The organism is Flavobacterium sp. NLM, assembly GCF_002210235.1.
GTDB lineage: Bacteria > Bacteroidota > Bacteroidia > Flavobacteriales > Flavobacteriaceae > Flavobacterium > Flavobacterium panici.
This window is the reverse complement of sequence record NZ_LIAC01000010.1, coordinates 103,715-118,242: the sequence shown is the minus strand read 5'-3', so window position 1 is coordinate 118,242 and position 14,528 is coordinate 103,715. Positions and strand designations below refer to the sequence as shown.

At 33.5% G+C, this 14,528-nt stretch carries 13 protein-coding genes; 5 read left to right on the top strand and 8 right to left on the bottom strand.

Translation table 11 applies throughout. The features are described 5' to 3' along the window. The first annotated feature begins 45 nt into the window (after positions 1-45). A complete protein-coding gene (locus tag APR43_RS13785) occupies positions 46-675 on the top strand; it encodes a DUF4230 domain-containing protein (protein ID WP_053470529.1) in 630 nt (209 codons plus the stop codon). A gap of 168 nt (positions 676-843) precedes the next feature. Here APR43_RS13785 and APR43_RS13780 read toward each other — a convergent pair whose 3' ends face one another. The 4 genes from APR43_RS13780 to APR43_RS13765 all read right to left on the bottom strand — a co-directional run bounded on the left by APR43_RS13780 (position 844) and on the right by APR43_RS13765 (position 4,829). Beyond that, positions 844-2,610: an aromatic amino acid hydroxylase gene (locus APR43_RS13780; protein WP_053470528.1), complete on the bottom strand. Its 1,767-nt coding sequence runs from the start codon at positions 2,608-2,610 to the stop codon at positions 844-846. Between the two features lie 136 nt (positions 2,611-2,746). Next, the gene (locus APR43_RS13775; protein ID WP_053470527.1) at positions 2,747-3,193 is read right to left on the bottom strand and encodes a hypothetical protein; all 447 of its coding nucleotides are present in this window, start codon (positions 3,191-3,193) and stop codon (positions 2,747-2,749) included. Positions 3,194-3,325: 132 nt separating this feature from the next. After that, positions 3,326-4,408: a leucine-rich repeat domain-containing protein gene (locus APR43_RS13770; RefSeq protein ID WP_165590665.1), complete on the bottom strand. Its 1,083-nt coding sequence runs from the start codon at positions 4,406-4,408 to the stop codon at positions 3,326-3,328. A gap of 10 nt (positions 4,409-4,418) precedes the next feature. After that, a complete protein-coding gene (locus tag APR43_RS13765) occupies positions 4,419-4,829 on the bottom strand; it encodes a group III truncated hemoglobin (RefSeq protein ID WP_053470525.1) in 411 nt (136 codons plus the stop codon). A gap of 383 nt (positions 4,830-5,212) precedes the next feature. Between APR43_RS13765 and APR43_RS13760 the strand changes: the two genes are divergently transcribed. After that, the gene (locus tag APR43_RS13760; RefSeq protein ID WP_053470524.1) at positions 5,213-7,363 is read left to right on the top strand and encodes an RICIN domain-containing protein; all 2,151 of its coding nucleotides are present in this window, start codon (positions 5,213-5,215) and stop codon (positions 7,361-7,363) included. A gap of 78 nt (positions 7,364-7,441) precedes the next feature. On the opposite strand, the gene ilvA is transcribed toward APR43_RS13760, so the two are convergent. From ilvA to APR43_RS13740, 4 genes are all read right to left on the bottom strand, one after another. Further along, complete coding sequence (gene ilvA, locus APR43_RS13755; protein WP_053470643.1) at positions 7,442-8,686, bottom strand: threonine ammonia-lyase IlvA; 1,245 nt, start codon at positions 8,684-8,686, stop codon at positions 7,442-7,444. 340 nt (positions 8,687-9,026) lie between these two features. Further along, positions 9,027-9,563 carry a DUF4136 domain-containing protein gene (locus APR43_RS13750; protein ID WP_053470523.1) on the bottom strand — a complete coding sequence of 179 codons (537 nt, stop codon included), beginning with the start codon at positions 9,561-9,563 and terminating at the stop codon, positions 9,027-9,029. A 158-nt stretch (positions 9,564-9,721) separates the two neighbouring features. Beyond that, positions 9,722-11,698: a urocanate hydratase gene (locus tag APR43_RS13745; RefSeq protein ID WP_053470522.1), complete on the bottom strand. Its 1,977-nt coding sequence runs from the start codon at positions 11,696-11,698 to the stop codon at positions 9,722-9,724. 296 nt (positions 11,699-11,994) lie between these two features. Beyond that, positions 11,995-12,186: a DUF5522 domain-containing protein gene (locus tag APR43_RS13740; protein ID WP_053470521.1), complete on the bottom strand. Its 192-nt coding sequence runs from the start codon at positions 12,184-12,186 to the stop codon at positions 11,995-11,997. Positions 12,187-12,302: 116 nt separating this feature from the next. Between APR43_RS13740 and APR43_RS13735 the strand changes: the two genes are divergently transcribed. The 3 genes from APR43_RS13735 (at position 12,303) to APR43_RS13725 (ending at position 14,509) form a co-directional block, all read left to right on the top strand. After that, entirely contained in the window at positions 12,303-12,647 is a 345-nt protein-coding gene (locus APR43_RS13735) for a hypothetical protein (protein ID WP_053470520.1), read from the top strand. A 73-nt stretch (positions 12,648-12,720) separates the two neighbouring features. Next, a complete protein-coding gene (locus APR43_RS13730; RefSeq protein ID WP_053470519.1) occupies positions 12,721-13,629 on the top strand; it encodes a 1-aminocyclopropane-1-carboxylate deaminase/D-cysteine desulfhydrase in 909 nt (302 codons plus the stop codon). Continuing rightward, complete coding sequence (locus tag APR43_RS13725; protein WP_053470518.1) at positions 13,622-14,509, top strand: glucosaminidase domain-containing protein; 888 nt, start codon at positions 13,622-13,624, stop codon at positions 14,507-14,509. The genes APR43_RS13730 and APR43_RS13725 overlap by 8 nt, the downstream gene beginning before the upstream one ends. The last annotated feature ends 19 nt before the right edge of the window (positions 14,510-14,528 follow it).

The following is a 14,528-nucleotide window of genomic DNA, read 5'->3' as shown; positions in this document are numbered from 1 at the left end:
AAGCTTCAAAAAAAAGAAGTAAATTCGTCTAAATATTTTACAGGAATGCAAAACTTGATCAAAAGAATTATTAGTGTCGGTATTACTATTTTAGTCATTGTTCTGGCTTTTAAATACTGCCAGTTTAAAAAAGATGATGACTCTACAATTGATTATAATACCAATTTAATTCAGCAGCAAATTTTAAATGTTGGAAAACTGGTGGTTACCGAAGGACATTTCTCTGAAGTGATCACTTATAAAAATCAGCAGAAGTATTTGATGAATATGATTTCATTTGAGAAAAAAGCACTTATTGTGGTAAATGCCAATGTTACAGTTGCCTACGATTTGCATAAAATGAAATACGATATCGACGAAAAAAACAAAACCATTACGATTTTAAATATCCCAAAAGAAGAAATCACTATAAATCCCGATATTCAGTTTTATGATGTCGAACAAAGTAAACTGAATCCGTTTACTGGCGACGATTACAATAAAATCAATAAATCGGTAAAAGCCAATCTGGCAAAAAAAATCGAGAAATCAACCCTAAAAACAAACGCCCAAAACAGACTTATAAGCGAATTGTCAAAAATCTTAATAATGACAAATTCAATGGGTTGGAAATTACAATATAACGGAAAAACTATTGAGTCTGAGACTGAGTTGAATCAGGATTTGAAGCTGTAGAGGTTTGCCACAAAGGCGCTAAGACGCTAAATTTAAAGTAATGATTAATCTTAATGTTTGTCATTTCTCGTTCCTCGAAATGACAAGATTGTGGAAAACTTTATGAGAAATAAATCAGCGTATATCAGTTTAAATCAGTAAAATCAGCGGGCAAAAAAACTTCATGCCTTAGTGCCTTTGTGGCAAAGAACTATCAAAAATCAAATCCAATCCCCCAGAAATTAAATGCGCAATTTCAGGACGTTTTTCTTTCAATTGATCCAAATAAACCAATACTTCCTGCAAAAGCTGTTTTTCATCTGAATCTTTTAAAAGTTCCGCAATTTCAACAGATAATAACCAATCGTTTGAATGATTGTTTTTTAGGTTTTCAAAAATAGATTTCAACTCCGTTTTAGAACCTTTATTTTTTCTAATATCTCTAACTGACGCATATAAGTTCTCCAATTCATCACGTTCATCAGTATGTTTTGCTTTTATGGTTTTAGTTGTCGGAACAATATTTATTAAATCAAAACTGTTTACATCAGCTGGGCCAGAAAATGCCGAAATCACTTTTTTACCAATCGCCATATCGTAATTTCCCCAGTCAGGCTGAAACAAAATAGTTTCGCCATGCGTAACAGTACAATTTCTAAAACTGATTAAAATAATTTCTCCGTGTAAGTTTCGGGAGCCTGTAATAATTTCACCTTCAACAATAATATTACCTTCAAACTCCAGTTTTACAGTTTCATTTTCCACAATGCTGTAAGCCTGTAAATCCTTCGGACTCATATCTTCAATTGCCAGATTAAAACCTTTCAGTTTCCCAATCGGACTTCCAAATCCGTGTGGATGCGTTAAAGTTCCATGACCAACTAATTCTTTTTCTCGATATGATAAAGCTGTTTTTCCGGTTGTTTGAATGTAAACCGGTTTTCCTTCTTCTTCAATAACATTTGTAAAAACTCCCGAAATTTGTAAACCCGTACTTAATTCAATTGTACCTAAAGCATTGGATTGAATTAATTTTTTAATTCCCGAAAGTCCTCCGGTGCGAAGTGCCATTTTATTAGCAAACTCTTCCAGAACTAAACTTAAATAAGAAAAAGTAGGCGTTACATAAAGCTGTGGCTGCAATTGCGTAATGTCAAAATTCTGATTTGCAGCCGAAATATCATAAGGGATTTTCTTTACATTATCGGTCATACACCAGGCACTTTCTCCAATCGAAGAAAGTAATCCTGCGCCGTAAATTTTCGGATCTTCAACCGTTCCAATCAAGCCATATTCAACCGTCCACCAATGCAGGTTTCTAATTTGAGCCATTTCAGACAATTCGCCCATATCGTTTTGTAAATCAGCAACTGCTTTTTCGGCTTCGTCGATTTTATCTTGCGGCGTATCTTCGGCTTCTTTTAAAATTGAAAGCAAACGAATCGCTTCATACATTTGATAATCTTTGTGAGATGAAATTGCTTTACAGCCAATTTCACCAAAACGTCTCAAATATTCCGCATATTCAGGATTTGCAATAATAGGAGCGTGGCCGGCACCTTCGTGAATAATATCTGGTGCGGGTGTATATTCAATATGTTCTAATTGTCTGATATCCGAAGCAATAACCAAAACATTATAAGCCTGAAACTCCATAAAAGCATTTGGCGGAATAAATCCGTCAACAGCAACTGCAGCCCAGCCAATTTCAGTTAGAATACGGTTCATTCCGTACATACTCGGAATAGAATCGATTTCGATTCCGGTTTTACGTAAACCTTCTAAATACGAATGATGCGCTACTTTAGAAAGGTAATCTACATTTTTACGCATAACATATCGCCAAACCGCCTGATTAATAGGTGTATAATCACTATAATCCTGAGGCTTAATAAATTGCTTTAAATGTTTTGGCAATCGTTCTAATAACGGATTGGTTTCTATAGATGCATTCATTTCGAAAACGTTGTAGATTAGAATGTAAAATTACGAATTTAGGTCGCTATTTTTTGCTATTCATCACAAAATTTTTATTCGAAAGTGATTTTTATTGCGTTTTTATAGATTTTTTGAAGTTGACAGAAAACTAAATTTAGCAGTCATTATTTTCATAATTAACTTTTTCCAATGTTTTCTCGAAGTTTTCAAGTTCTTTCTTCGTCATTGCGGCTTCTTTCAAGTCGACTGGTAATTGTTTTTTAGCATCAGAACTAATCCACAAACCCGTAAAAGTGTTTCCGGTTTTCTTTAAAATTAATACACCGCTGAAACCGTGTTCAACTAAAACAAATTCATTTTCTTTCTTTTTATTTTGCGTAATATCAAGCTGAATCCATTTTTTTGATTTGTCGTATCGATACATAGACGTGTACATTAAATCGGCAGTACATGGATTTTCTTCTGTTTTGATATAAACGGTTACAGCTATTTTTCCGTCGACAGTTCCTTTATATAAATTAAAAGCTGGAGCTTGTGATTGTGCGTTTAAGAAATTACAAAAAGAGAAACAGATTATAAAGAACAGGATAAGTTTTTTCATAAAATAAAGAATATAGATTTGGGTTTAATTCAATTAATCAAATATATTGAATTAGAAATCTTTTTCTTATTTGCGAATTAGTTTTTATGATTTTTTTGAACACATTTTATTTTTTTGTTTCAACAGATATATTTAAGCAATAACATTTGTTGATACTAGATGCTTTTTTATTTCATTTATTTCTGTTTGAGAAATCTTATTAGTCGAAACTCTTAATGTTTTAAGTTGTTTCATGGTTAAAATGCTTTTAGGCAAGTTTTCTAAAAGATTATTATCTAAATCAAGTTTTTTCAGTTTTCTTAATTCAGATATAGTTTCTGGTATTTTATTTATGCTTTGACAACTCCATAATTCTAAAATTTCTAGATTTTCAAGTTGACTTATTTCGTTAAATAGATTTTTGGTGTCAATTTTATTTTTCCAGTTTGAGTTTAGTTTGAGAATTCTTAATTCTTTTAAATTTCCAATTCCTTCTTTAACTTCAATTAACTGATTTATTCCTAAATCAATTTCCCTAAGTTTATTTAATCTATAAATGGAGTCAGGATATGAAGTAAGTTTATTGTCACCAGCAGAAAATTTTTGTAATTGTTTTAGTGATGATATATTGTTAGGTATTTCTGTAATGCCATTTTTATTAAGATTCAGTTCTTTCAAATTATTGCATTTTGATATATTTAGAAAAATTTCATCAAGTTTTAATTTAATAGGTTTCTCATCCAAAAACAATGCTTGCCAAAAAGAGATTTTTTTTAAATTTTTTAATTGTTCTATTTTTTTCGAAACAGTCGAAATTTTGGTGTCAAAGAATTCTAATTCTTCAAGATTGTTCAAATCATAAATTAAATCAGGAACTTGATTTATTTCTCCATTTAATATAATCGATTTTAAAGATAATAGATCTTTTAATTCTTCTGTAAGAATGTGTTTTTTTGAAATATAAATGGATAATTTTTTAAGACTTTGATTGGAAAAAAAAGATTTAGGTTGGCTCTTTAATTTTGTACATCCTAAATAATTTAATTCTTTAAGTTTTGGAAGTTTAAAGACAAAATCTGGGATTTCATTAATTTCGGTATAAGAAATATTAAGTATTTCAAGTTGAAGACAATCTTTAATGATTTCTGGAATTTCTGTTAGTGTATGTTGTCCAGATAAATCTATTTTTTTTATTGTATCTTTTTCATTGAGAATTTTTTCTAATATTTTCTTCATAAGTTGGGCTTTAAGATTTACCAGATGAATTTCGTAACTCATTTTCGGCATTTCTAAAATACTCAATTTTGTGATTGAACATAAAAGCCATATTTGTAGCACGCATTTTTGCTTCTTCCGTAATTACTCCTGCAAATTGCGCATCGATTGTAGTATTGAAAATTTGTATCCAGCGGTCAAAATGAGTTTTATCAACCGGTAATTGTTTGTGCGGAGGAAAAGGCGTTCCGGAATAAGCGCGAACATCAAATAAAATAGTCTGCCAAAAACCATACATTTTTTGCAAATGCGGTTCCCAGCGATCCTGAAGTTTATCATTGAAAATAGGACCAATAAGATCATCTTTTCTAACATTATCATAAAAGCTGTTCACCATTTGTTTAATATCTTCTATGGTCGAAATATCTTTAAGCGTTTCCATGTTTTCTAATAAAATTGAAATGCAAAAATACGATATAACTTTAGGTTCGTTCCATGATATTTGTCATTTATGAAATAATTATAAGTTGCATTTTTAGATTCAAAACGATAATTTAATTACTGATTTTAAAACTTTTGTAAATGCTGAAATTTAAATGTAAGTTTTTTATGGTTTTTAATATTTTAAATTATTGATTTTAAATTATTTATAAAAAATAAAGATGTGTTTTTGTTAAGGTAATATTTACAAATGATGTGTATTTGTAAAGTTGTAATTATAACGATTTCGTGAAAATTGATATATTTTTGAATTGTTTTAATAAAAATAATCATAATAAAATGAGAAAAATTTAACTATCAACAAACCACAAAAACCACAAAAAAATGCACAAAATTACTCAAAAACCTACAAACCGAGTAAGAGCTTTTATGACACAAGTCATTATTATAATGCTTTTATTTATTACCAAAACAAATGCGCAGACGGTTACACCTTTTATAACATCAGGTGATCAAACGAGATTATTACAACAGCAAGGTACTGTAAGTTTCGGAACAAACTCAGGAACAAATCCTTCTACAGTTACAGTAAACGCAGGAACAACGTACCAAACTATGGATGGTTTTGGTTATACGCTTACCGAAGGAAGTGCCGAAGTAATCAGCGGAATGGCAGCAACGCAGCAAAACCAATTATTGAATGATTTGTACAATCCGAATACAGGGTTAAACGCAAGTGTAATTCGTATTAGTATTGCAGCTTCAGATTTAAGTAACTCTTCGTATAGTTATAACGAAACTGCCGGAGATACTAACATGAATAACTTCAGTTTAAACGGACCGGATTTAACGTATCTGATTCCGATTATCAAAAAGATTCAGCTGATTAATCCAAACATTAAAATTTTGGCAACACCTTGGTCAGCGCCACGCTGGATGAAAACCAACGGCTCCTGGATTGGCGGAAGTCTGCAGACACAATATTATGCTGCTTATGCGAGATATTTTGTAAAATACATTGCAGCAATGCAGGCACAAGGAATTCCGATTTGGGGAATCACGCCGCAAAACGAACCAGAAAATCCAAATAACGAACCAAGTATGCTGATGAATTCTACCGAACAAAAGAATTTTATCAATCAACAACTTGGGCCACAAATGGCTGCAGCTGGATACGGAGGTGTCAAAATTATTGCTTTTGATCACAACTGCGATAATACAGCATATCCAATTGATGTTTTAAACAACAGCAGTTATGTTGACGGAGCGGCATTTCACTTGTATTTAGGAAATATCTCAGCGATGTCAACTGTAAAAACGCAAACAAACAAAAACGTTTATTTTACAGAACAATATACTGGTTCAGGCGGAAGCTTTGGCGGAGATTTTGGCTGGCACATGCAAAACGTTGTTATAGGGAGTACAAACAACTGGTCGAAAACTGTTTTAGAATGGAATGCTGCAAACAATTCAAGTTTAGGGCCAAGAACTCCTGGCGGATGTAATACTTGTTTAGGAGCTATTACAGTAAATAATAGTACAAGTTATACTAAAAATGTGGCCTATTATATCATTGGTCAAATCTCTAAATATGTAAAGCCGGGTGCAGTAAGAATTGGCTCTTCAAGTACAAACGGCAGTATTTTATCTGTTGGATTCAAAAATCCTGATGGCTCAACTGCACTTGTAATTTACAATTCCGGAGGATCAAATACCATAAAAGTGGTTTCAGGATCATCAGCATTTAATTATACAGTTCCGGGATCATCAGCAGTTACTTTTACGTGGGGAGCAGGAACACCGCCACCAACAGGTTTTCCGGGGTATTATAATATTATTTCAAGAAACAGTAATAAAGGACTGGATGTAGCAGATAATTCAACTGCAAGCGGCGGAAGAATACAGCAATATGATGTAACAGGCGGCGGCGGAAATAACCAGCGCTGGAAATTTGTTTCTGACGGAGCAGGAAATTATTACATCATTGTAAAATCAACTGGAATGTATTTGGCAGTTGAAAATAACGGAACTGCTAATGGACTAAAAGTACAGCAAAAAACGTTCTCCAGCTCTAATGAATTTAAATGGACGGTTGCAAGTCTTGGCGGTGGATATTACAAAGTTACCAATGTAAATACAGGTAAATCACTTGATGTCGAAAATGTTTCTACAGCAAATGGCGCTAATATTCAGGTTTGGGATTACACAGGCGGATTGAATCAGCAATGGCAGTTTGTTCAGGTGGAAGCGACAGCGAAAAAAGCTTTGACAATAACAGAAGATGGTGAAAGCACAAACGATATGGCTATTTTTATTAATTCGGCAAACGATTATTTAAAAATTGATACCAATCATGAAGGAAGTGCCGAGGTAGCAATATTTAATATTGCAGGACAAACTATCCTGAAAAAGAATGTAAATTTTATAAAAGGAAATCAATCTGAAATCGAAATTTCAAGACTTCCAAAAGGAGTTTATGTAGTAAGAGTAACGGATAGTCAAGGATCTTATTCTAAAAAAATATTAAAGCAATAATTACAAATCGAGAATTCAATTAGTAATTTTATATTGATGTTTAAAAGGCTGTCTAATTTTTAGGCAGCCTTTTATTTTTTATCCAATTAGCTGTGTAAACAAATCCTGATTATCGTTTAAATATTGAAATTCAAATCCGTATTGGGTCATTTTCATTTTGATAGGCAGAATATCTTTTTTCTTTTTCAATTCTAAACCAACAATAACAGAACCAACTTCACGGCTGTTTTTCTTGGCAAACTGGAAATAAGTAATATCATCATCCGGCCCTAAAATATTGTTTACAAATTCTTTTAAAGCTCCGGGACGCTGCGGAAACTGGATCATAAAATAGTGCATTAAACCTTCATAAAGTAAAGAACGTTCTTTGATTTCGGCCGTTCTTTCAATGTCATTATTACTTCCGCTGACAACGCAGACTACATTTTTGCCTTTAATTTTATCTTTATAAAAATCCAAAGCAGCAATTGTCAACGCGCCCGCAGGTTCTACAACCATGGCTTCTTCATTGTACAATCGCAAAATGGTCGTGCAGACTTTACCTTCGGGAACCAAAATAATATCTTCCAGATTATAACGGCAGATTTCAAAAGTTTTATCGCCAACTTGTTTTACAGCCGCGCCATCAACAAATTTGTCGATCGTTTTCAGCGCTGTATTTTTATTTTCTTCAATGGAAGTTTTCATCGAAGGAGCGCCTTTTGGCTCAACGCCGATAATTTTAGTATTCGGGCTTAAATGCCTGAAAACTTCAGATAAACCAGAAGCCAGTCCGCCGCCGCCAATTGGAACAAAAACATAATCGATTGGTTTTGTATAACTTTCCAGAATTTCAAGCCCAACAGTTCCTTGTCCGGCAATTACTTTTTCATCATCAAAAGGATGAATAAATGTTTTATGATTTTTAATTGCATCTGCCGTTGCCGATCCGTAAGCATCATCAAAAGTATCTCCAGTTAAAACAATTTCAACAAACGATTTTCCAAATAATTGTACTTGTTTTACCTTTTGTTTTGGAGTTGTTTTCGGCATGTAAATTTTCCCTTTTATATGCAGCAGATTACAGGAATAAGCAACACCCTGCGCATGATTTCCTGCGCTTGCACAAACAATTCCGTTTGCTTTTTCTTTATCATTTAACGTAGAAATCTTGTTATAAGCGCCTCTGATTTTATACGAACGAACAATTTGTAAATCTTCTCTTTTTAGTAAAATAGTCGATTTAAACTCGTCTGAAAGATTTAAATTTTGGGTTAAAGGCGTCGCGGCAACTACATTTTCGAGCTGCTTTTTTGCGTTAAGTACTTCGTTAAATAAACTCATAATTTGGTTGTTTTTTATTTTTTTGCCACAGATTTCACAGATTCTCACAGATTAAAATCATTTTAATCCTTTAAATCTGTGGCAAAAAAATATTCGGTTTTTAAAATCTTTTTTAAAATAAAAAACCTCCCGATGTGGGAGGTTTTTATAAATTATATTTTACTTATTTATATAACACCTCGCCATCATTGCTGAATTGCAATAATGCTGATAATCGCGATAATAATGTTATTAAAGTTTTTCATTTTTAATCGATAGAGTAACAAATATACTTATTTTTTTCGAGTAATAAACAGCGGTTTTGTAAAAAAACTGAATACTAAATACTGAAAACTGTATACTATTTTTTAACCGGCGGATATTGAGCTAAAATTTTGTTTACGAACTCAGCAATTTTTTCGTCTTTTTTATCAACGTTTTTAGTCAAAGTTCCTAAACCTTCACCTTGCCAGATCATTTCTTTCTTTTTAGCATCAATTAAATCAATGTACAAAGTTCCTTCTGTAGAAGTCGAAACCGTAGTTTGTCCGCCATACATCATATAAGGATTCCAACCCCAGCCCCAGCCGTAACCCCAGCCAGCACTAAATTGGTTTACATTTACTTGTTCTCTCGATTTAGTAAAAATGTTTACTAATAAATCAGGATTATCACTTTTTGTGAAACCTTTTGCCGCCATTTCATTATCAATGGCGTGAAGAATACGTCTTTTATCCAAATCTGAAATCTCAACTTTGTCAATTCCGGGCTTAAAGAAAGCATAAGTTTTATAAGGCGCAAAATCGACATTTTTGTCGTAATCAGAATAAACAGTAACACTGCTGCAGGATGAAAGTATCAAAAGCAGAAAAATCGGAACTAACTTGAATGTTTTCATATTATTAGAATTAAATGTTCTTGTTCGGTTTATTTTATCATAAAAGCAAATTTTACGTCTGTCAGGGCTGAGCGAAGTCGAAGCCCTTTTTGTTTCTATAAGCCTTCGACTTCGCTTAGGATGACATTATGGTTACTTTAAAATTTCTTTTACAAAAGTTAAAGTAAACTTTCGTCAACAATATTAGGTAAAGTTACTTTTAATAAAGGCTCGACTTGCATAGCTCTTTTTATAGCAAAAATAGCTTCGTCATTTCGGGCCCAGCTTCTTCTTGAAATTCCGTTGTTCACATCCCAAAAAAGCATTGATGCTAAACGCTTTGAAGCCTCTTTAGAACCATCAAGAACCATACCAAATCCGCCGTTTATAACCTCTCCCCAGCCAACTCCTCCGCCGTTGTGAATTGATACCCAGGTTGCTCCTCTAAAACTATCTCCAATTACGTTTTGAATCGCCATATCGGCCGTAAAACGAGAGCCGTCGTAAATGTTTGAAGTTTCTCTGTAAGGCGAATCAGTTCCGGAAACGTCATGATGATCGCGTCCTAAAACAACAGCGCCAATTTCTCCTTTGGCAATCGCCTGGTTAAAAGCTTCAGCGATTTTAATCCTGCCTTCGGCATCAGCATAAAGAATTCTCGCTTGAGAACCTACAACCAGTTTATTTTCCTGTGCACCTTTAATCCATTTAATGTTATCCTGCATTTGCTGCTGAATTTCACTTGGAGAAGTCTTCGCTAATTCTTCTAAAACCTGACTTGCAATGGTATCTGTTTTTTGTAAATCTTCTGGTTTTCCCGAAGTACAAACCCATCTAAAAGGCCCAAATCCGTAATCAAAACACATTGGTCCCATAATATCCTGAACATAACTAGGATATTTAAAATCGATATTATTTTCGGCCATTACATCTGCACCGGCACGAGAAGCTTCCAATAAAAATGCATTTCCGTAATCAAAAAAGTAAGTTCCTTTTGCTGTATGTTTATTAATAGCAGCTGCGTGACGACGTAAAGTTTCCTGAACTTTTTCTTTAAATAAATCCGGATTATTTGCCATCAAATCATTTGCTTCTTCAAAAGAAATCCCAACCGGATAATAACCTCCAGCCCACGGATTATGAAGTGAAGTCTGATCTGAACCTAAATCAATCTTGATGTTTTCCTGATCAAAACGTTCCCAAACGTCGACCACATTTCCTAAATAAGCAATCGAAACCGTTTCTTTATTGGCTTTCGCCAAAGCTACTCTGGCAACTAATTCATCTGTAGAAGTCACAACTTCATTAATCCATCCTTGTTCGTGACGGATTTTTGTAATTTTCGGATTTACTTCGGCACAAACCGTAATACATCCGGCAATATTTCCGGCTTTTGGCTGAGCGCCAGACATTCCGCCCAAACCAGAAGTTACAAATAAACTTCCTTCTGGATTCTGTTTTATTTTTCTAAAACCATTCAAAACAGTAATCGTAGTTCCGTGTACAATTCCCTGCGGGCCAATGTACATATAACTTCCCGCCGTCATTTGTCCGTATTGCGAAACTCCAAGTGCGTTCATTTTTTCCCAATCGTCCGGTTTCGAATAATTTGGGATGACCATTCCGTTTGTAACCACAACTCTTGGTGCTTCTTTGTGGGAAGGAAATAATCCCATCGGATGTCCTGAATACATCGTTAAAGTCTGCTCATCTGTCATTTCAGACAAATATTGCATTGTCAATAAATATTGTGCCCAGTTTTGAAAAACTGCTCCGTTTCCGCCATATGTAATCAATTCATGCGGATGCTGTGCCACTGCATAATCCAAGTTATTCTGAATCATGTGCATAATCGCTTTTGCCTGCAACGATTTCCCCGGATATTCATCAATTGGTCTCGCATACATTCTGTAATCCGGACGAAGGCGATACATATATATACGTCCGTATTTTTCTAATTCTTCTGAAAATTCAGGAATTAATTCAGCGTGATGTTTTGGTTCAAAATAACGTAATGCATTTTTAAGAGCCAGTTTTTTTTCTTCTGCCGAAAGGATTTCTTTTCTTTTCGGAGCGTGATTAATAGCCGGATCGTACTCCTTTTTTTGAGGTAATATATTTGGAATTCCTTGTTTTATTTCTTCTTGAAAAGTCATTTTTTTGAGATGCTGAGTTGCTAAGGTATTTTAATTAGATTAACAACAGATTAATTTTTTGTTTTTTAAATTATGTAATTCCTTTGAAGTTCAAATTCGACTAACGGTTAATTGATGCAATTGGAATTTGGAATTTATCCCGAGGCTTCGGGATTGGGATTTATATTAAAAAACTAGGGATAACGGATATCCGACCTGTGATAAGACTTGTGGATTTTAATCCTGAATTTTCTTGAATGGATATCCATATGATATTTTAGATTGTTGATTTTAGATTTTAGATTGGAATTTGGAATTTAAAATTTGGGATTTGATTTTCTGATTTCTCCCGTTCTTTTATCAAAACCGTACGGACAATGACGACAGCCGCTTTTGCAGCAATAGCCTCTTTTTAAATGATGTTTTTCAGTAAAGCATTTGTAACCTTCGGGTGTATAGTAAAAATCTTCGCCTTCGATTAATTTATTTTCATTACTTTGCTCTTTCATAAATCTGCTTCGCGTTCGTGTTTCGGTAACTTTAAAATCAAAAATATAAATATTTGATTATGATTTTATTGAAATCGAACAATTTTATAGCTACAAATTTATAAATTTTACAGCCAATGTTTCTGATTGTTGCCAAATATTTAATTCCGAAAGGATATCGCGGAATGGCTGTATTTCCGTGTGTGATTGTAAAATATGGTTTTGATAAAGCAAATGCAGTTTTTGTTAATCATGAAAAAATCCATTTGCGACAGCAGTTAGAACTTTTAGTAATTCCGTTTTTTGTCTGGTATTTTCTGGAATATTTAATTCGCTTACTTCAATATAAAAATGCAGAATTGGCGTATCGAAATATCAGTTTTGAAAGAGAAGCTTACGCGAAGGAAGCCGATTTTACTTATTTAAAAAACCGATCATTTTTTCAGTTTCTACATTACATTAAAGTAAGCAATAAGCAATAGGCTTTAAGCGTTAAAGATATAAGATATGAATTATCACTTTCGACTTTTGACTTTCGACTTTCAACTTTAAAAAATGAACCCAGTTTTCAACCAACATATTTCTATTGATTTCCCCAATGATATTTCTTTGACAATAAAGCGTGAAGATTTAATTCATCGATTTGTTTCGGGAAATAAATTCCGAAAATTAAAATACAATTTACTTCAGGCGAAAGCCGAAAACAAAGATACTTTACTGACTTTTGGCGGTGCATTTTCTAATCATATTGCAGCGGTTGCTTTTGCCGGAAAAGAGCAGGGTTTTAAAACTATTGGCATTATTCGCGGCGATGAACTTTTTGATAAAATCGTTGAAAACCCAACTTTAAAATTTGCTCAGGAAAATGGAATGAAATTTGAATTTGTTTCTCGTGAAGAGTATCGTTTAAAAAATGAAACGTCCTATATAGAAAAGCTAAAAGACAAGTTTGGCGATTTTTATTTAGTTCCCGAAGGCGGAACAAATGAACTGGCCGTAAAAGGCTGCGAAGAGATTTTAACTAATGAAGATTCGGTTTTTAATTACGTTTGCTGCGCTGTTGGAACGGGCGGAACAATTTCGGGATTAATAAATAGTGCGCTGCCAAATCAGAAAATTTTGGGCTTTCCGGCGTTAAAAGGTGACTTTTTAACGGATGAAATTCGTATTTTTGCAAAAAAAGATAACTGGAATTTAATTTCTGACTATCATTTTGGAGGCTATGGCAAGATAAATTTGGAATTAATTGAATTTATCAATGGTTTTTTTGAAGAAACAAAAGTGCCCTTAGATCCAATTTATACGGGAAAGATGGTTTTTGGCGTTATAGATTTAATCAACAAAAATTATTTTCCTGCACATTCAAAAATACTACTCATTCACACCGGCGGATTACAGGGAATTGAAGGAATGAATATAAAGTTGAAGCAGAAAAAATTACCAATACTTAAAAAAAATGATTAAAAAAATTGTACTGCTCTTTACAATACTAGTTTTGGCAAGCTGTTCGTCAAGCAAACCAGCTGTCGCTACGACTAAAAGAACGACGGTTCAAAAGCCAAGAGTAGCGACGACGAAAAAACCAGTCTACAGCAAACCAGCAGTTAAAAATTACCCTTCTACAAATAATACAACTGAGGTTATTCAATCTACTTCAAAAACAGTTGTAACCAGCGATTTAATCAATAATTACATTTTGCAGTTCAAAGATATTGCAATGGGAAATATGAAAACGTACGGAATTCCGGCAAGTATTATTTTGGCGCAGGGAATTTTAGAATCGGGTGCTGGTAAAGGAGATTTAGCGCTTGAAGCGAATAATCATTTCGGAATTAAATGTCACAAAGACTGGCTTGGAGAAAGTGTTCGTCACGACGATGACTCGGCACAGGAATGTTTTAGAAAATATCCTGAAGCCGCAGAATCATACAGAGATCATGCTTTATTTTTAGTTGGAAAAAACAGATATGCAACTTTATTCACTTACGAAAAAGACGATTATAAATCGTGGGCAAAAGGTTTACGGGCGGCAGGTTACGCAACAGATCCTAATTATCCCGATAAATTAATTAGTTATATCGAGCGTTATAATCTGCATCAATACGATTGTCAGGTTACCGGAAAAAATTATACGCCAATTAGTAAAACAACTGCAAGCCCAACTAAAAGTACAACTCCGGTTAAAAGTTCAAATTCAAACGATCCTAATTTGTACGAAGTACAGCAAGGAGATACATTATATTCAATTTCAAAAAAATTCAATTTATTGGTTGACGATTTGAAACAAAAAAATAATTTAACTGATAATGCGATTTCAATAGGGCAGAGGTTGAAGGTTAAGTAAGAAGTTTTCAGTCGCAGTC